Source organism: Sphaerisporangium sp. NPDC005289 (assembly GCF_040607455.1).
In the GTDB taxonomy this organism is placed as follows: Bacteria; Actinomycetota; Actinomycetes; order Streptosporangiales; family Streptosporangiaceae; genus Sphaerisporangium; species Sphaerisporangium rhizosphaerae.
Map to the genome: position 1 here is coordinate 512,180 of NZ_JBEXGS010000004.1, position 16,442 is coordinate 528,621.

Annotated in this window: 16 protein-coding genes; 10 read left to right on the forward strand and 6 right to left on the reverse strand. The window is 71.3% G+C overall.

Annotated elements, in window-relative coordinates:
• Positions 1-21 precede the first annotated feature (21 nt).
• Positions 22-774: an NAD(P)H-binding protein gene (locus ABZT47_RS10675; RefSeq protein WP_354838614.1), complete on the forward strand. Its 753-nt coding sequence runs from the start codon at positions 22-24 to the stop codon at positions 772-774.
• Between the two features lie 298 nt (positions 775-1,072).
• On the opposite strand, the gene ABZT47_RS10680 is transcribed toward ABZT47_RS10675, so the two are convergent.
• Positions 1,073-1,300 (reverse strand): hypothetical protein, encoded by a 228-nt coding sequence (locus ABZT47_RS10680; protein WP_354838617.1) that lies wholly within the window; start codon positions 1,298-1,300, stop codon positions 1,073-1,075.
• 293 nt (positions 1,301-1,593) lie between these two features.
• Here ABZT47_RS10680 and ABZT47_RS10685 point away from each other — a divergent pair, with 293 nt between their 5' ends.
• Genes ABZT47_RS10685 through ABZT47_RS10695 form a run of 3 tightly spaced genes read left to right on the forward strand, consistent with a single transcriptional unit; the run spans position 1,594 to position 3,378 of the window.
• Positions 1,594-2,499 carry an N-acyl homoserine lactonase family protein gene (locus ABZT47_RS10685; RefSeq protein ID WP_354838620.1) on the forward strand — a complete coding sequence of 302 codons (906 nt, stop codon included), beginning with the start codon at positions 1,594-1,596 and terminating at the stop codon, positions 2,497-2,499.
• Positions 2,496-2,954, forward strand: coding sequence for a MarR family transcriptional regulator (locus ABZT47_RS10690; RefSeq protein WP_354838623.1), 459 nt, complete (start codon positions 2,496-2,498; stop codon positions 2,952-2,954). The genes ABZT47_RS10685 and ABZT47_RS10690 overlap by 4 nt, the downstream gene beginning before the upstream one ends.
• A gap of 13 nt (positions 2,955-2,967) precedes the next feature.
• Positions 2,968-3,378: an SRPBCC family protein gene (locus ABZT47_RS10695; protein ID WP_354838626.1), complete on the forward strand. Its 411-nt coding sequence runs from the start codon at positions 2,968-2,970 to the stop codon at positions 3,376-3,378.
• A 157-nt stretch (positions 3,379-3,535) separates the two neighbouring features.
• On the opposite strand, the gene ABZT47_RS10700 is transcribed toward ABZT47_RS10695, so the two are convergent.
• A complete protein-coding gene (locus tag ABZT47_RS10700) occupies positions 3,536-6,826 on the reverse strand; it encodes a S8 family serine peptidase (RefSeq protein WP_354838629.1) in 3,291 nt (1,096 codons plus the stop codon).
• Between the two features lie 99 nt (positions 6,827-6,925).
• Between ABZT47_RS10700 and ABZT47_RS10705 the strand changes: the two genes are divergently transcribed.
• Positions 6,926-8,038 (forward strand): helix-turn-helix domain-containing protein, encoded by a 1,113-nt coding sequence (locus tag ABZT47_RS10705; protein WP_354838632.1) that lies wholly within the window; start codon positions 6,926-6,928, stop codon positions 8,036-8,038.
• Between the two features lie 75 nt (positions 8,039-8,113).
• Here ABZT47_RS10705 and ABZT47_RS10710 read toward each other — a convergent pair whose 3' ends face one another.
• The gene (locus ABZT47_RS10710) at positions 8,114-8,683 is read right to left on the reverse strand and encodes a TetR-like C-terminal domain-containing protein (protein WP_354838635.1); all 570 of its coding nucleotides are present in this window, start codon (positions 8,681-8,683) and stop codon (positions 8,114-8,116) included.
• A gap of 74 nt (positions 8,684-8,757) precedes the next feature.
• Between ABZT47_RS10710 and ABZT47_RS10715 the strand changes: the two genes are divergently transcribed.
• A complete protein-coding gene (locus ABZT47_RS10715) occupies positions 8,758-9,255 on the forward strand; it encodes an FBP domain-containing protein (RefSeq protein WP_354838638.1) in 498 nt (165 codons plus the stop codon).
• A 37-nt stretch (positions 9,256-9,292) separates the two neighbouring features.
• Here ABZT47_RS10715 and ABZT47_RS10720 read toward each other — a convergent pair whose 3' ends face one another.
• Both ABZT47_RS10720 and ABZT47_RS10725 read right to left on the reverse strand, forming a co-directional pair.
• Positions 9,293-9,601 (reverse strand): muconolactone Delta-isomerase family protein, encoded by a 309-nt coding sequence (locus ABZT47_RS10720; RefSeq protein WP_354838641.1) that lies wholly within the window; start codon positions 9,599-9,601, stop codon positions 9,293-9,295.
• A 529-nt stretch (positions 9,602-10,130) separates the two neighbouring features.
• Positions 10,131-10,415 carry a hypothetical protein gene (locus tag ABZT47_RS10725; protein WP_354838644.1) on the reverse strand — a complete coding sequence of 95 codons (285 nt, stop codon included), beginning with the start codon at positions 10,413-10,415 and terminating at the stop codon, positions 10,131-10,133.
• Between the two features lie 252 nt (positions 10,416-10,667).
• Here ABZT47_RS10725 and ABZT47_RS10730 point away from each other — a divergent pair, with 252 nt between their 5' ends.
• Positions 10,668-11,903 (forward strand): hypothetical protein, encoded by a 1,236-nt coding sequence (locus ABZT47_RS10730; RefSeq protein ID WP_354838647.1) that lies wholly within the window; start codon positions 10,668-10,670, stop codon positions 11,901-11,903.
• A gap of 79 nt (positions 11,904-11,982) precedes the next feature.
• Here the strand turns inward: ABZT47_RS10730 and ABZT47_RS10735 are convergent, their stop codons facing one another.
• A complete protein-coding gene (locus tag ABZT47_RS10735) occupies positions 11,983-13,308 on the reverse strand; it encodes an aminotransferase class V-fold PLP-dependent enzyme (RefSeq protein WP_354838650.1) in 1,326 nt (441 codons plus the stop codon).
• 328 nt (positions 13,309-13,636) lie between these two features.
• Between ABZT47_RS10735 and ABZT47_RS10740 the strand changes: the two genes are divergently transcribed.
• From ABZT47_RS10740 to ABZT47_RS10750, 3 genes are all read left to right on the forward strand, one after another.
• A complete protein-coding gene (locus tag ABZT47_RS10740; RefSeq protein WP_354838653.1) occupies positions 13,637-13,993 on the forward strand; it encodes a hypothetical protein in 357 nt (118 codons plus the stop codon).
• A 93-nt stretch (positions 13,994-14,086) separates the two neighbouring features.
• Positions 14,087-15,184 carry a PLP-dependent cysteine synthase family protein gene (locus ABZT47_RS10745; protein ID WP_354838656.1) on the forward strand — a complete coding sequence of 366 codons (1,098 nt, stop codon included), beginning with the start codon at positions 14,087-14,089 and terminating at the stop codon, positions 15,182-15,184.
• Complete coding sequence (locus ABZT47_RS10750) at positions 15,181-16,437, forward strand: MFS transporter (RefSeq protein ID WP_354838659.1); 1,257 nt, start codon at positions 15,181-15,183, stop codon at positions 16,435-16,437. The genes ABZT47_RS10745 and ABZT47_RS10750 overlap by 4 nt, the downstream gene beginning before the upstream one ends.
• Positions 16,438-16,442: the final 5 nt, after the last annotated feature.

The window sequence follows — 16,442 nt, forward strand, 5'->3', positions numbered from 1 at the left end:
ACTGTTCCCAGAAGGAGTCCCATGATCGCCGTTTCGGCCGCCTCCGGTGCGCTCGGCCGCCTCGTCATCGACCATCTGCGGCCTCGGTCGGAGGTGACGGCGGTGGTGCGCGACCCTGGCAGGGCTCCCGAAGGCGTCCCGGTGCGGCGCGGCGACTACGACGACCCGGCGAGCCTGCGCGAGGCGTTCAAGGGAGTCACGCGCCTGCTCCTGATCTCCTCCCCGGAACTGGACCCCGTCCGCAGGATCAGGCAGCACCTGGCCGCCGTGGCCGCCGCCGAGGAGGCGGGCGTCGACGCCGTCGCCTTCACCAGCTTCCTCGGGGCGGGCACCGTCGCCACCGGCATGACCGAGGCCTACCATGCCACCGAGCAGGCCATACGCGCGAGCGGGCTGGCGTACACGATCTTGCGACACCCCTTCTACAGCGACGCCTTCGTCCCGCGCGTCACCAACGGGGAGATCACCGGCAGCACCGGTGGGCGCGGCCTGAACACGGCCTTCCGGTCCGACCTCGCGGAGGCGGCGGCGAACGTCCTGACCGGCGAGGGACATCTGGGCCGGGCCTACGACTTCACCGGTCCTTTGTGGAGTCATCCCGAGGTGGCCGAGGCGGCCGGAGTGCCCTACCGCGAGGTGCCCGACGCCGGCCCGGGCCCGATGAGCTGGATCAACGCCCAGGTGCGGGCGGGCGCGCTGGAACTGCAGACCGCCGACCTCGAACGGGTGCTCGGGCGGCCCGCCGAGACGGTGCTGTCCCGCGTCCTGTCCTGACGGTGACCGCGCGGTTCGGCCTGCCGCGGCCCGCCGTCTCCAGGAGACCGGCCGCAGGACCGCGAGCAGGACGATGGCGCTATGAGCGCATCGGCAGATGAGCACATGAGCGCATGAGTAGATGCGCAGCACTGTGGGCATGACGGCGGGCATCGTGCCGACGGCATGCTGACGCCTGCTCGCGGCCCCGTGCCGCTACGACCGGGGCCGAGGAAGGCAGGACCGGGCCGGGACCGCCGGCGTGGACGCATCCGAATCGTGATGCTTCCCCGCCTGTGGCGGCCTCAGGACTCAGGGCTCAGAGTTTGTACAGCTTGTTGAAGGGTGTGGTGATTCGTTCCTGCCGCGATCCGAAATCGACGATCACGGCGACCTCGTCTTCCACACCGATGACGACGCCAAGACCATAGCGATCATGGGTCACCCGGTCGTTCACGCTGAACCGCTCGACCGGTGGCGTGGGAGGCGGGGGCTTGAAGGGACTGGTGGGCAGGTGGCGACGGGGCACGCCGCTAGCTTGGTTCATCTCCTCCAGTATGTGCCGCCTGGGGGAACGCTCGCGACCGAAGAGCCACAAGTACCTCAAACGATCAAGATGCGGACGGCGGCCAGGGGCCCGGTTCGCGGGCCGGAACGACAGCGCCACGATCGTCGCCGACCGAGGTGGCGTCCGTGATCACGATCTGACATCGGCCGGTCCGCGCCCCACCGGCGCGGCATCGCGCCGCTTCCGAAGGGCGTCCCGCGGTCCGCTCGCGTCTCCGCCCGCGGGTCGCCAAAATAGTTGACACGACATACATGTCGTGTAATGTAACTTTCGTGAGAAGCGAGACGAAGGACAGGGTCAGCCCCGTCAGGCAGGTTTCCGTGGTCTCCACCGGAACGGTGTCCATCCACCCCGAGCATGTCGGGCCCACCCGCAAGCCGCTGTACTGGTGGCTGTTCACCTCGCGCCGGTGGACCGCCCCCCGGCCGATCAACGTCTATGTGATCGAGCACGAGAACGGGCTGGTGCTGTTCGACACCGGTCAGGACCGGGCGTCGGTGACCGACCCGGGCTACTTCCCCGGCGGCGTCACCGGAGCGGTGTTCGACAAGCTGGCCCGCTTCGAGATCGGCCTCGAGGAGACCCTTACGGCGCGGCTGGCCGCCATCGGCTACGACATCGCCGACGTGCGCGTCGCCGTGCTCTCCCATCTGCATCAGGACCACATCGGAGGGTTGCCCGAACTGGCGGGCGCCGAGATCGTGATCAGCCGCGAGGAATGGCGCAGCCTCGGCCGGCCCCTGCCGGGACCGCGCGGGCTGCTCCGCTCCCACATCGATCTTCCCGGGTTGCGCTGGCGCCAGGTCGATCTCGGTCCCATCGACGATCCGGAGACCGCGCCCTTCACGACCGGCCACGACCTGTTCGGCGACGGCGGCCTGGTCGTGCTGCCCACCCCGGGTCACACCCCCGGCTCGCTGTCGCTGCTGGTCCGGGTCCCCGGGCAGCCGCCGCTGCTCATGGTCGGCGATCTCACCTACGACGATCACCTCCTGCACGAAGGGCAGGTGCCGGGCGTGGGAAGCAGGCGGCATTTGAACGAGAGCACCAGGGCGATCAACCTGCTGCGTGAACGGCACCCGGACCTGGTTGTCCTTCCCGCCCACGATCCGGGGGCGGCGGCGCGGCTGGCCCCGGTGACCAGGGCTCTGGCGGACCGGCGGGGGAGCGCCGAGTGAGACCCGCGGAAGAGCTCCGCTATCTCATCCTGGCCGCCCAGCGAGAGGGCAACCGGCTGCTCAGCCAGGCCCTGCGGCCGCTCGGCGTCACCCCCTCCCAGGCCGAGGTGATCCGCATTCTGCAGGACCGCCGGCAGCTCACCCTCAACGGCCTCGGCGAACTGCTGGTCTGCGAGAGCGGCAACAGCCCCAGCCGTCTGGTCGACCGGCTCATCTCCGCGGGCCTCGTCCACCGTCAGGTGTCGGCGCAGGACCGCCGCCACATCGAGTTGTCGCTCACCGAGGACGGGCTGCGCCTCGCCCGCCAGATCATCGAGATCGAACAGGCTCTCTACCGGTCCATCGACGCCGCGGCCGAAGGCCACGACCTCGGCCAGCTCACTCATTTCCTGCGGGCCTTCGTCGCCGGCCGGCCCTCCGGCCAGGCTCTGGCCCGTCGCATCGACACTCAATGAAGGGGGCCCGGCGATGACCGTCCAAGAGGAGACCCGGCTCGTGCGCGCGCCGCTGTCCCGTGTCCGCGAAATACTGCTCGACCCGCGAGCCCTGCCCGACTGGAATCCGGCCTTCCTCACCCTCGGCGGGCCCGGCCACGCCGCCGTCGGGGTGTCCTATCCCATAACCGTGCGCGGCGGTCTCAGCGGGAACTGGGAGTACACGGCCATCGAGGACGAGCGCATCGACACCGCCTGGCACCTGCCCGGATTCCACGAGAACGGCACGTGGCTGCTGCGGCCGCGAGCAGAGGGCGGCACCGTGGTGACCCACGGGTTCCAGCACCAGGGGCCCCTCGCGCGCGCTCTGAGCAGGGCGTATCGCGGTGTCGCCGAGCTACGGCTCGACCGCCTCTCCCAGCGGGCCGAAGACCCGGGCCGCTGACGACCTCGGTGCCGGGGCCACGCGGACCTCCGGCCGGGGGAGACGGCATGTCTCCACCCGGCCGGAGATTCTCCTGGTGATGGGCGTCCACCTCGGCGCGTGGCCGGCCTGGTGATCGGCTACCTGCCTCCAGGCGGCACGGCGAGGTGTCCGGGGGTCACTTGATCTCGTAGGCCCGCACGACGGTCTCGCTGAAGGCGTTGCCGCCGGTGTCGGCGGCCTTGACCCGCAGGGAGGCGAACCCGCCCCGCGCTCCGGAGGGAGTCCAGGTCTCGGCCGACCAGCCGTCCTTGCCCGAGGGGTGCACCAGCGTCGGCAGCCAGGTGCGGCCGTCGTCGTAGGAGACCTCCACGGTCAGGGTGCTCACCTTCAGGTCGGCCGAGCCGGCCTGGCGCTGTACTTGCAGCGGGATGCGCGTGTGCCCCACGGCCGCGCGGTTGCGCTCGTCCAGCTCGGGGTTGATCTTGACGGCCAGCAGCGGCAGCAGATCCCGTTCGCCCGCCTCGGGCGTCTTGGACCTGAACCGCCACTCGGCGCTGACCCGCGTGGACACCTTGGTCATGGCCGGGTCGCGGTCGGCGGTCATCGTGAGGCGGTAGTCGGCCTTCTTCCCGTCGGCGGGCAGCTCGACGTTCCCGGGCAGGTAGTCGGAGGCGAAGATCTCCTTGCCGTCGCGGTAGAGCTTGGCCCGCGGGGCGATGTAGCTGCCGTAGGAGTGGCGTTCGGGCACGCCGTCCTCGAACAGCGCGGCGGAGACCTGCAGCAGGTCGCCCTCGCGCCAGGAGTAGTCCCCGTCGGGGTTCAGGGAGGCCCCGAAGACGCCGGTGTTCCAGCGGTCGGTGGTCTTCTGGCCGGCGCGGTAGACGGTGGTCCGGCCGAAGAAGAACTGGTCGAGGTTGTCCCAGCCGTCGTCGGCCGGCTTGTACTGGACGAAGGAGGGGTACCAGCCGGTGTCGCCGGGCGTGTAGTACTCGGTCCGGCGGAACGGGAGCGGGAACCGGGAGACCTCGCCGTACGGCATCCAGGCCAGCGTGGTCCCGTACACCGCGGGCAGGGCGAAGTGCTCGCCGAACTTGCCGTCCCGCTGGGCGGCGTAGGTGGAGGTGACCTCCGCGAGGTCGCGGCGGCGCGGGCGGTAGCCGGGATCGGCGGGGATGCGCGGCTCGGCCTTCATCAGGTGGTAGAAGTACGGGCTGTCGTCGTAGCTCCCGTCGCCCTTCGGCCTGGCCCACTGGGTCCAGCGGTAGTAGGCGAACTTCTTGCTCGCCGTGCGCGTGGTGGGGATGGCCTTGACGCCTTCGACGTGGTCGGCTCCCCACAGGCCGCCGAGGTCGACGTCCACGCCGAAGGGCTGCAGGCCGTCGACGAGCTGGAGCATGCCGAGCATGCCGATCGCGAGCCGTGCCGTCGGCTCGTCGGTGCGCACGTCCACCGGCTTGGATTTGCGGGCGTCGGAGGCGAACGTGCGGTCGCCGTCGAGGGTGAACTCCGGGTCCGCGGCCATCACCACGGCGCCGTCCTGGTCGGCCATGAGGGTGACGACCGTGTACCGGTGCCCCTTCTCCAGCCGCAGGTCCAGCGCGCCGGTGGAGACGTCGTAGTTGCGCTGCTCCTTGGCGTCGATGTCGATGACGCCGGCCAGGGCGATGCCGGCGGGCTCGCCGTCGGAGCCGGTGAAGGTGAGCTTGAGCCCGCGCTTCTCCGGTTCGACCTGCATGCCGATGCCGGTGCGCACCGAGGTCCCGGCGCCGGTGGCGATGACCGTGCCGCTGAACATGCCGGTCGCGCCCGGTTCGGCGGTCACCTGGACCTGCGTGGTGCCGTGCGCGGGGACGTTCACCGTGGTGGCGCCGAGCTCGAACGGCGTGACCGCCTTGCCGTGGCCGTCCTTGGCCGTCACGGCGAGGTCGAGCCGGACGTCGGCGTCGCCGTCGTTGCGGTAGGTGAGCGTGCGCCGGACGGGGCCGGCGTGGGGCAGCTCGATCAGGCCCATGCTCAGCGAGGCGGGCTCGGTGGTGATCCGCTGGTCCACGGCGCGGGCGACGTCCACCCGGCCGGAGCCCTGGACGTAGGCGCCGAGCTCGTCGCCGGGAGCGGTGGAGGCCATCAGCGCGGCCTTGATCTGGTCGGCCTTCCAGTCCGGGTGCATGCCGGCGACGATCGCCGCCGCTCCCGTGACGTGCGGGGTGGCCATGGACGTGCCGCTCATCTCGGCGTACGACTCGTTGTCGACCGGGGCGCCGGTGTAGGTGTCCGCGGCCCGGGCGGCGACGATGCCGACGCCGGGCGCGATCAGGTCGGGCTTGACGGCGGCGTCGCCGGGCCGGGGGCCGGTGCTGCTGAACTGCGCGACGGTGTCGTCGTCGCGGAAGGAGGCGCCGACCGACAGCGCGCGGTCGGCGCTGCTGGGCGAGCCGAGCGTCTGGGGGCCGTCGTTGCCGGCCGCGATGACGAACAGCGTGCCGTACTTCTCCGACAGCGCGTTGACGGCCTGCTCCGTCGGGTCCAGCCCGGGAGCGTCGGGTTCGCCCAGGCTGAGGTTGACGACGCGGGCGCCCTTCTCGGCCGCCCAGGTCATGCCCTCGATGATGCCCGAGTCCGGGCAGTTGCCGGTCTGGTCGCAGACCTTGCCGATCAGCAGCTTCGCGTCCGGGGCGACGCCCTTGTACCTGCCGCCCGAGGCGGCGCCGGAACCGGCGATCGTGGAGGCGACGTGGGTGCCGTGGCCGTGCAGGTCGCGGACGTCGGGCTCGGCGGTGAAGTTCTCGGTCCCGGCGACCAGGCCCGAGAGGTCGGCGTGGCCGGGGTCGTAGCCGGTGTCCAGCACCGCGACGGTGACGTCCTTGCCGGTGTGGCCGGCCGCCCACGCCTGGGGTGCGCCGATGTGCGGGACGCTGACGTCCAGGGACACCTTGGCCTTGCCGTCCAGCCAGATCTTCTCCGGCGCCGCCGCCGTCCTGGCCTGGGCGGTCAGGGACTTCCACAACGCGCCGGCGGCGGCGTGCGGTTCGCTCTGCGCCATGCCGTTGATGGCCGGGAGCGGGCGCCCGCCCGCGACGCGCAGCGCGGCAGCGTCACCGGCGTAGGTCACGATGAGCGGCAGGGCCTGGCTGGCGGCGTCGTCGTAGCCGAACTCGGCGAGCCGGGTGACGTTGAACAGCCGGGGGTCCAGCCGGCCGGCGGCCAGCAGGGGCATCGCGTCCATGGGGACGACGCTGAGCCCGTCCTGGCTCCGGCGCCGGGTGAAGGTGATCTTCTCCCTGCCGGGGCCCGGCTTGACGCTGAGCTGCTCCTGCTTGTCGGGCAGGGTGCGCAGCGTGATCTTGTCGCCGGTGAGGAGGGTGATCGTCTTGGGCGGGCCGGCCTTGGCGGCGGCCCGCGTCTTGGGGGAGGCGGCGGGGGCGGGCGTCGGGGTGGGGGCGGCCTGGGCCGGCGATGCGGCCGTCACCAGGGCCGTTATCACAACGCCGAGAAAGGCGGTTCTTTGAAGCACGACCCGATTTCTAACTGTTTGAGAATTTTGGTGACAAGGTGATCCTCTGGCCTATTGCGGCAACCGCCGGAACTGGCCAAGATCGGACGCGTGCTCGATGACGGCCCGGCGCTGGAGGTTGTGGGGATCAGCGCGTTCGATGAGCGGATCTACCACGGCGTGCTCGCCTCGCCCGGCATCACGGTGCAGGAGCTGGTCATGCGCAGCGGCGAGAGCTCCAGCCGCATCCAGTCCTCGCTGCGAAGGCTGCGCGCCAAGGGCATGGTCAGCCGCCTGTGGGGGCGCTCGCCCCGCTGGACGGCGACCAATCCCGGGACGGCGATCCGCTCGCTGGTGCGCGGCCTCCAGAGCGAGCTGGACCGGCTCACCGACACGGCCGACACGCTGGAGGCCGCCTTCCGCACCGTCGGCCAGGACCCGGCCGAAGGCGGCCAGTTCGAGGTCCTCGCCGGTCCCGAGGAGACCGCCCGGTGGTACGTCCGGCTGCAGCAGGAGGCCAAGCAGGAGGTGCTGACCTTCGACCGGCCGCCCTACGTGCTGGACTACCGCAACACCCTGGAGGGCGAGCGCCTGCGCGCCGGCGTCCGCTACCGGGCCGTCTACGCGCGGGAGGCGTTCCTGCACGCCGGAGCGCTCGACGAGCTGGACGAGCAGCTCAGGGCGGGCGAGGATGCGCGCATTCTGCCCGAGCTGCCGTTCAAGATGGTGCTCGTCGACCGCCGGGCGGCGATCATGCCGTTGCACCTGGACCCGCCGCTGAGCCGCAGCGTGCTGATCAGGGGGTCCACCATGGTCGTGGCCCTGGTCGAGCTGTTCGAGCGCGTGTGGCGGGAGGCGGTCCCGGTGTACCCGCGGCCCGCGGCCCGCGACCGCGCCGCCGAGTCGCCCGGCGGCCCCGAGTCGCCCGGCGGCCCCGAATCGACCGGCGCTCGCGAGTCGGCCCGCGCCACCGGCCCGGAAGAGGAGCTGGAGGGGGAGGAGCTCGGCCTCGCGGACCGCCGGCTGCTGGCGCTGCTGTCGGCCGGGCTCAAGGACGACGCCATCGCCCGCCAGCTCGGCACCAGCCCGCGCAGCCTCCGCCGCCGTCTGCGCCACCTGTTCGACGAGCTGGACGCCGAGACCCGCTTCCAGGCCGGCGCCCAGGCCGGCCGCCGCGGCCTGGTCTGACCTCCCCGGCGACGGCGTCCCTCGGGGACGCCGGCCGCGGGGCACCGGAGCCGCGGACGATGGGCCCGGCGGTCGTCAGGCGGGGGGCCAGTTCCTGAGGACGGCGTCGAGGGCGTCGAGCGTCCTTGCCCACGAGGCGTCCGCCGCGCGCGGACTGTGGCGGAACCCGCCCGCGGTCTCCAGGCTCACGTACCCGTGGAAGGTGCTGTGCAGCATGCGCACCGCGTCCGTCTGGTCGGGTTCCGGCAGGTCGTACCCGCGCAGGATCGCCCGGGTCATGTCCGAGTGCCGGCCCGCGGCGCTGGTGACCGCGGTCTCCCAGTCGAGCTCGATCTGGGCGGCGGCGTACCGTCCGGGATGCTCTTTGGCGTAGCTCCGGTAGGCGTTGGCGAAGGCCACCAGCGCCTCCTTGCCCGCGCGGCCGGCCAGCGCGCGTGCGGCCCTTTCCGCGAGCTCGCCGAGGGCCAGCAACGCCACCCTGACCCGCAGGTCCTGGGCGTCCTTGACGTGCGCGTACAGGGCCGCGGGCTTGACGCCGAACCCGCGCGCGAGCGCCGAGACGGTCACGTTCTGGAAGCCGATCTCGTCGGCCAGGTCCGCCGCCGCGCGTGTCAGGCGTTCCGCGGTCACTCCCGCGCGTGCCATGCGCCACCCTTCTCGCTTACTTACAACCTTTAAGCATTTGCCTACCTCTACAAGGAAAGCTAGCCTCACCTCTCATGAGACCGGTAACCGAAGACGACATCCGCGCGTCGTTCGTCAACTGCTCCAAGGGAGAGGCCAAGCGCGCCAACCTTCCCAAGGATCTCGCGGACCTGCCCTGGGAAGACCTCGACTTCCTGGGATGGCGAGATCCGGGCGCGCCCGAACGCGCCTACGTGGTCGCCGAACGCAACGGCGGACTCGTGGGCATCGCGCTGCGGGTGACCTCCGGCGGGCTCCGCAACTTCACCCAGCGCAGCATGTGCTCGCTGTGCCTCACCACGCAGACCGGCGGCGGCGTCGGGCTGATGACCGCGCGCCGGACCGGCGAGGCGGGGCGCCAGGGCAACTCGGTGGGGCAGTACCTGTGCGGCGACCTGGCCTGCTCCCTCTACACGCGGGGCAAGAAGCAGACCGCGGGGAGCGGGGTCATCGAGGAGTCCCTGACCGTGGAGGAGAAGGTCGCCCGCACGCGGGCCAACCTGCACTCCTTCCTGGACAAGGTGGTCGCGTGACGGCGGCCGGAGACTCGTCCGCACGGCCCGCCGAAGCTCACACCCGGTAGCCCTTCTTCACGTCCTCGACGAAGCCGAGGTAGTCCCGCAGGGGCCAGACCTGCTCATACTCGAGGTACTCCCGCATCGGGAGCCGCCCGAGGGCGGTCCGGTCCAGCTCCTCGGCGTCGGGAGAGTCGACGATCGCGATCAGCCGTTTCTGCGCGGCGACCTTCCAAATGCCCACGCAGAACCCGGACTCGATCGACTTCAGAACGTGTTCGGCCTCGTCGACCTCGATGTCCCACAGTTCGTCGAGGTGGATCCTGCCTTCGTGGTTCCACTTCATCTGGACGTAGAAGAGCATGGAGTCTCCTGTCACTCGGGAGCACGACGGTGGCCCCGGTGCCGGGCCGGTCGGCCGCGCGGCGGGACGCTCGCGCCGGGACCTCCCGCCGCGAGCGATTCGGCGAGGTCGGTCATGCCCGAAGGCCGGTAGGGCGCCGGCGCCGGGCGAGGACTCCGGCGACGTGCTCATGGCCATGCCACAGTGCGTCGTACGGTGGGCGATCGTTGGTGAGCCCGCAGGGTGCCGAGCCGTGGAACCTTCCTGCCGCCAGTCTTGCCGCGGCCCCGGCCAGGGCACAAAGCTTCGCCCCACATCAGTCCCGATTACGTTATGTCCGGATATGTCTCACTGTGCGACGCGTCCACCGGTTACCACGCCACCAGACCTCCGGTCGGGCCCTCCACGACCGGAAGAAGCCGTTCGCCGTGCCACGACCCGCTCGAGCGATGCCCGTGGACCAGGCCGGCGGGCACCTTCCCGTCGGCCGGCCACCAAGCCCTCTGGGTGGGCGTCGTCGGACGAACCGGCGTGACCCCGGGCCCGCCGTTCAGCGGTGATCAGGTCGTTCGAACGTCTCGAACTGCAGATCCGCCCGCTGCGTGAACTCCAGGTACCGCTTGGCCTTGTCCACGCAGTCAGGGCAGATCGGTTCCGTGACCGACCTGGCCGTCGCCTCCGGCGTCGGCTCGCGAAAGCTGCCCAGAACCGTCATACCGGGAGGAAGCCCGGTATCAGGGTCGATCATCATCGTCATGACCCTCGCGGGGTGAAAACCGAAGGTGCGCTTGCACGCGTAACACCTGCCGATCGTTGAGAGCCCCTCGTCCGCCATATGCCCTCCCTTCCCAGCACCGTACATGCCTGAGATGCCGGTCTTCCTGTGGATCAGCACACCCGCTGGACGGCCCTGGACCCAGGTGAGCAAACGCATGCTTGACGATCAGCGTGATCCGCGATCTCTTAGGTGGAGCGGCCGGGGCTGACGGAGATCTTGACGCCGTCGGCACGGCATGTTGTGATGCGAATGCCCGTCATTTCATGCTGGTTTAATGGGAAATGGGGAGTTGTGAGGGTTCTCCGGCGTGTGGCAGCCATGGCCGCGCTCCTGATCGGCACGGTCGGCATCCAGGTGATCAATGGCGGAACGGCGCAGGCGGCTCTGCCCACCGCCGCCGTCGCGCTCGGCGACAGCTTCATCAGCGGGGAGGGCGCGGGGAACTACCAGCCCGTCGCGGACGCCTCCGGGACGGCGCAGGGCTTCCCCGGCTGGTCGGCCGCCAACAGCAACGCCTACTTCTGTCACCGGTCGGCGAACGCCTCGCTGTTCAAGGCGTCACTCTCCGGCATCCAGGACCGCTTCAACCTCGCGTGCTCCGGGGGACAGCCCGCCGACATCGCCAACCCCGGAAGCGCCCGCGCCAAGGGCCGTTCCGTCGCCTCGCAACTCGACCAGTTGCGCGCCGTCGCCCAGACCCACGACATCGACGTCGTCCTCATCGGCCTCGGCTCCAACAACAGCCAGTTCACCTTCGGCGACGTCGCGGAGCTGTGCGCCAACCGCTTCATCGCCGACGCCTGGACGGGCTGGTGGGAGTTCTGGGCCTACCTGAACGGCGACGTGCCGCAGGAGCCCTGCACCGTCTCGGACCTGGCCACCGACGCCGAGGTCGCGGCCGCGACCACCGAGACCACCGCCGCCCTGCGCCAGGTCCTCGACACCCTCGACCAGGTCGACGCCGACGGCGTCCACCAGGTGGTCCTGCAGACCTACACCAACCCGCTGCCGCTCGACGTGGCCTCGCAGTACTGGGACGAGGACGACCGCACCGACACCCGCGACAAGTTCCGCGCCCTCGGCGCCGAGCGGTACGCCGCCGGCTGCCCGATCCACCGCGCGAGCCTCGCCCCCGGGCACGTGTTCTCCCAGAACCTCGCCTCCCTGGTCAAGAACGCCTACACCACGCTGGCCGCCGAGCGTCCGACGGCCGACCTGCGCGTGCTGGACGTCCAGAAGGCCTTCGACGGGGCCCGGCTCTGCGAGAACCCCGGCAGCCCCACCGGCGCGCTCGCCACGCCGCTCCGCGTGCAGGACGGGCCGTCCGGCACGCCCGTCACCAGCCTGTCCGGCTGGGACAAGATCGGCATCCAGCGGCTGGCGAACACCTGCGTCACCTACTTCCAGACCTGCCAGGAGTCGTGGCATCCCAACGCCGCGGGCCACGTGGTCCTCGGCCAGTGCCTGACCGGCGCCCTCACCGCCGCCCCCCGCACGGTCGTCACCTGCGCCCGCAACTCCAACGGCACGCTCACCATCTCCTGACGTCTCCTCGGCCTCCTGACGTCCCCTCGACGGCGCGCGTCCCCTCTGCGGGGGCGCGCGCCGTCCTGCGCGCGGCCTGTCACGGAGGCCGGCGCACGGCCGGCGGAAGGCTGTGCAGGGCCGCGGCGAGGCGGTCGAGGTGGCCCGGGGTGGTGAACAGGGCGGGAGTGACGCGCACGCAGGCGCCCGCCGTCACGCCGCCGCGCTGCACGGTGAAGATCCGGTGCCTGCTCATGAGGTGGTCGGCGATGGCCGTGTTGTCGCCGGCGCGGGTACGTCCGGCGAGGCGGAAGGCGGTGATCGCGCCGTACATGCCGGGTTCGTCGGGGGTGAGGATCTGCATGTCCGGAATGTCGCGCACCTGGCGCACCCAGCGGTCGCGCAGGTACCTCAACCGGGCCTGCTTGTTGGCCCCGCCCAGGGCGTCGTGGAAGTCCAGGGCGGCGCCGACGGTGAGGATCGGCGCGACGTCCATGGTGCCGGAGTGGACGCGCGAGCGGATGTCGCCGGCGGGGTAGGTCTCGTCGGCGAAGGCGAGGTCGATGTCGGCAAGGCGGTGCTCGCGGACGTACATGAAGCCCGACCCGAGAGGGGCGCCCATCCATTTGTGCAGCGAGAACACCGCGAAGTCGGCGTCGAGGTCGTCGACGGTGAACTCGAGCTGGCCGAAGGAGTGGGCGGCGTCGACGATCACGTCGATGCCGCGCCGGCGGGCCATGCCACAGATCTCGCGCACCGGCACGACCAGGCCGGTGCGGTTGTTCATGTGGCTGAGCAGCAGCAGCCTCACCTTGGGACGCTCACTGAGCGCCCGCTCGTAGGCGTCCAGCACCGCCTGGCGGGTCGCCGGTTCGGGGATGACGATGCGCTCGACGCGCACGCCGCGCCGGTCGGCCAGCCAGTTCATGGCGTACTGGGCGCTGTGGTAGTCGAGGTCGGCGTACATGACGGCGTCTCCCGGCCGCAGCCGGTTGTACCCCGCGATGAGGTTCTGCAGGGCCTCGGTGCCCCCGCGGGTCAGGGCGATCTCTTCGGGCGCGGCGCCCACGGCCTGGGCGACGCGCTGCCGGACCTGGTCGGCCTGTGCCTTGTAGGCGGTGCGCAGCAGGTGGGAGTTGCGCTCGTTGAGCAGATCGACATTGCGGTGGTAGGCCAGCCGTACCGGCTCGGGCATGATCCCGTAGTAGCCGTTCTCCAGGTTGACGAACTCGGTGCTCACCCGGAACTGGGCCGCGACGCCTCCCCAGAACGCCTCATCGGTGGCCAACTCGTCGGGGGTCACTCCGGCGGGCACGGCCGGGAGCCCGGCAGCGGCCGGCCGGTCCATGCGAGTCGCGCGGTGGACCGGCGGGGTGGCGGCCAGGGCGCCGAGTCCCGCGACCATCTCACGCCGGGAAAGGATCATCGACTTCTCCACGCGCGTCAGCGGCCGGCGGCCGTCCGGCGAATCCCGCCGCGGGTGCGGATAGGCCTTTTCAGTCTGCGCGAGGCCGTTCACCGAGGGCGGCATTCGACACCGCGTCGGCGTGGCGAGTCCATATGAGCCGTGCCGCCACAAACAGCCGAGAGTGATGTGAGGGTAACAGGCGCTGCGGCGGAAAATCCGTTTTGCGAAAGGCGGTGAATCGTCTGGGCGCGGCCTGCCCCGCAGGCGGGCATCATCGGCGGTGATGTTCGCGATACCAGTGAGGCGTGGTGACAGACCGGCCGCGGCGGGAGCCGGCCGGCTGGTGATGAGCGCGGCGCTCATGCTCGTCATGATCACCTCCCTGGTGTTCGCCCATGGCGGGGCCTGCGCGGCCGTGATCATGTCGGAGTCCGACGGGCACGTCCTGCACGAGACCGTCACGGTGCTGGAGATGTCCCCGGACGCCGACTGCCGGCATCACGACCTGCCACCCGGACATCGCCACGGCACCGAGCAAGAATGCTCGGCCACGGATCCTCCCAGCGTGCAGGTGCCCTCCGCCGCCCAGGCGGTGCTCGCGATCGCCGCCCATCGCCGCGGCCGGCGCGTGAACCTGACGCGGTGCGCCACCGCACCGCTTCCGACCCCCGATCGGGTGAATATCCGCGTGATGCGCATATAGACGGCGCACCTGCCTCACCGCCGTCGGTTCAGCCGGGTGTGGCGGAATGCCGCCATGCCCCCGAAGTCGCATCGATTCACATCGGGGATTCACATGTCATCGCAGACGACCATCGCACGTCGAAACAGCGCGCCGTCCTCGGCGTATTCGTCACTCGGTCTGGCCGTGGGGAACACCCCGCTGACCTTCGTTCCGAACCCCTCCGACCCCGGCACGGGGTTCTGGGCCAAGCTGGAGGGCTTCAACCCTGGCGGGATCAAGGACCGGCCGGCGCTGCACATGATCCGTCGCGCGCGGGCTCGGGGCGAGCTGCGGCCGGGCGCGACGATCGTGGAGTCGACCAGCGGAACACTCGGCCTGGGCCTGGCCCTGGCCGGCATCGTCTACTCCCACCCGGTCGTCCTGGTGGGCGACCCGGGCATGGAGCCGCTCATGCGGCGCCTGCTGGCCTCCTACGGCGTCCGGCTGGAGATCGTGGCCGAGCCGCATCCCACCGGCGGCTGGCAGCAGGCGCGCCGCGACCACGTCACCCGCCTGCTGGAACGAATCCCGCACGCCTGGTGTCCCGACCAGTACGGCAACCCGGACAACGTCGACGCCTACGGGGGCCTGGCGCACGAACTGCTCGCCCAACTGCCCCACATCGACGCGCTGGTGTGCTCGGTGGGCACCGGCGGTCACAGCGCCGGGATCTCCAAGGTGCTGCGCCGGCACTTCCCCGAACTCGACCTGGTCGGCGTCGACACGGTCGGCTCGACCATCTTCGGCCAGCCCGCCCGTCCGCGCCTGATGCGGGGCCTGGGGTCGAGCATCCACCCGCGCAACGTCGCCTACGACTCCTTCAGCGAGGTGCACTGGGTGAACGCCGCCGAAGCGGTGTGGAGCTGCCGCGCGCTGGCCGCCGGCCACTACGTCTCGGGCGGGTGGAGCACCGGCGCGGTCGCGCTGGTGGCGCGCTGGCTGGCGGCCATCCGGCCCGCCGACACCGTAGTGGCGATCTTCCCGGACGGGCCGTGGCGCTACTGGGACACCGTCTTCGACGACGGCTTCTGCGCCGCCCGGGGCCTGCTGGACGCCCCGCCGGCCGACCGGCCCGACCGGATCGCGCTGCCCGCCGAGCGGGAGGTCGCGCGCTGGACCCGCTGCACCACCGTCACCGATCCGCTCGGCACGGCAGGACACGGGCGATGACCTCGACCTGGCGCCGGTTCCGTTCCTTCCCCCGTCCGATCCGGTTGCTGCAGCTCAACCAGGCCGGTATCAACCTGGGCTTCTTCATGCTCATGCCCTACCTGGCCCAGCACCTGACCGGCCGGGCACACCTGGCCGTGTGGACCGTCGGGCTGATCCTGGGGCTGCGCAACGCCAGTCAGCAGGGCCTGTTCCTGGTCGGCGGCACCCTGGCCGACCGGCTCGGGTACAAGCCCATGATCATGGCGGGCTGCGTCCTGCGCACCGTCGGATTCGCGCTGTTCGGCCTGTCCACCTCGCTGGCGGTCCTGCTCGTCGCCGCGGTGCTGAGCGGGCTGGCCGGCGCGCTGTTCAACCCGGCCGCCCGCGCCTACCTCGCCCACGAGGCCGGTGATCGCAAGGTCGAGGCCTTCGCGGTGTTCAACGTGTTCTACCAGGCCGGCATCCTCGCCGGGCCGCTGCTCGGCCTCGCGCTCCTCGGCGCGGGATTCCGCACGGTATGCCTGTCGGCGGCGGCCATCTTCGCGGTCCTGGCCGTCCTGCAGTGGAGGTGCCTTCCCGCCCGCGCGGGCGCCGAGGCGGACGCCGACCGGCCGGTCCTGCACGACTGGCGGGAGGCGTTCACCAACCGGCCCTTCCTCGCCTTCGCCACCGCCATGATCGCCTCGTACGCGCTGTCCTACCAGATGTATCTGGGGCTGCCGCTGGAAGTGCAGCGGGTCGGCGGCGGCGCGGGAGGCGTGATGGCGCTGTACGCGATCTCCGCGCTGCTGGGGATCGCCGCCCAGGTGCCGGTGACCGCGTGGTGCACGGCACGGTGGAGACCCGGGCAGACCATCACCCGAGGGCTGACGCTGATGACACTGGCCTTCGCGCCGCTGGCGGTCACGGCGCGGTTCCACCCGCCGCCGCACCTGGCCCTGGTCCCGGTCATCGCCTGCACGCTCCTGCTCACCGCGGGCACGCTGATGGCCTTCCCCTTCGAGATGGCGACGATCGCCGACATCGGTGGCGGCCGCCTGGTCGGCACGTACTACGGCCTGTACAACCTGCTGTCCGGCGCCGGCATCCTGGCCGGCAACCTGGCCGGCGGCGCCGCGATCGACCTGGCCGCGCATTGGAACCTGCCCGGCCTGCCGTGGCTGCTGCTGATCTGCGCCGGCCTCGCCTCCACCCTCGCCCTCGCCCACCTCGACCGCACCGGCCGCCTGGCGCCCCCCGGGCCGTCCCGCCCCGCCGTCCTGACCGGATGACGCGG

Bases quoted from the DNA above. Each gene is read 5' to 3' on its own strand.
- ABZT47_RS10675 (WP_354838614.1), top strand. From the start codon at position 22: ATGATCGCCGTTTCGGCCGCCTCCGGTGCGCTCGGCCGCCTCGTCATC.
- ABZT47_RS10680 (WP_354838617.1), bottom strand. From the start codon at position 1,300: ATGAACCAAGCTAGCGGCGTGCCCCGTCGCCACCTGCCCACCAGTCCC.
- ABZT47_RS10695 (WP_354838626.1), top strand. From the start codon at position 2,968: ATGACCGTCCAAGAGGAGACCCGGCTCGTGCGCGCGCCGCTGTCCCGT.
- ABZT47_RS10710 (WP_354838635.1), bottom strand. From the start codon at position 8,683: ATGGCACGCGCGGGAGTGACCGCGGAACGCCTGACACGCGCGGCGGCG.
- ABZT47_RS10715 (WP_354838638.1), top strand. From the start codon at position 8,758: ATGAGACCGGTAACCGAAGACGACATCCGCGCGTCGTTCGTCAACTGC.
- ABZT47_RS10720 (WP_354838641.1), bottom strand. From the start codon at position 9,601: ATGCTCTTCTACGTCCAGATGAAGTGGAACCACGAAGGCAGGATCCAC.
- ABZT47_RS10725 (WP_354838644.1), bottom strand. From the start codon at position 10,415: ATGGCGGACGAGGGGCTCTCAACGATCGGCAGGTGTTACGCGTGCAAG.
- ABZT47_RS10735 (WP_354838650.1), bottom strand. From the start codon at position 13,308: ATGATCCTTTCCCGGCGTGAGATGGTCGCGGGACTCGGCGCCCTGGCC.
- ABZT47_RS10740 (WP_354838653.1), top strand. From the start codon at position 13,637: ATGAGCGCGGCGCTCATGCTCGTCATGATCACCTCCCTGGTGTTCGCC.
- ABZT47_RS10745 (WP_354838656.1), top strand. From the start codon at position 14,087: ATGTCATCGCAGACGACCATCGCACGTCGAAACAGCGCGCCGTCCTCG.
- ABZT47_RS10750 (WP_354838659.1), top strand. From the start codon at position 15,181: ATGACCTCGACCTGGCGCCGGTTCCGTTCCTTCCCCCGTCCGATCCGG.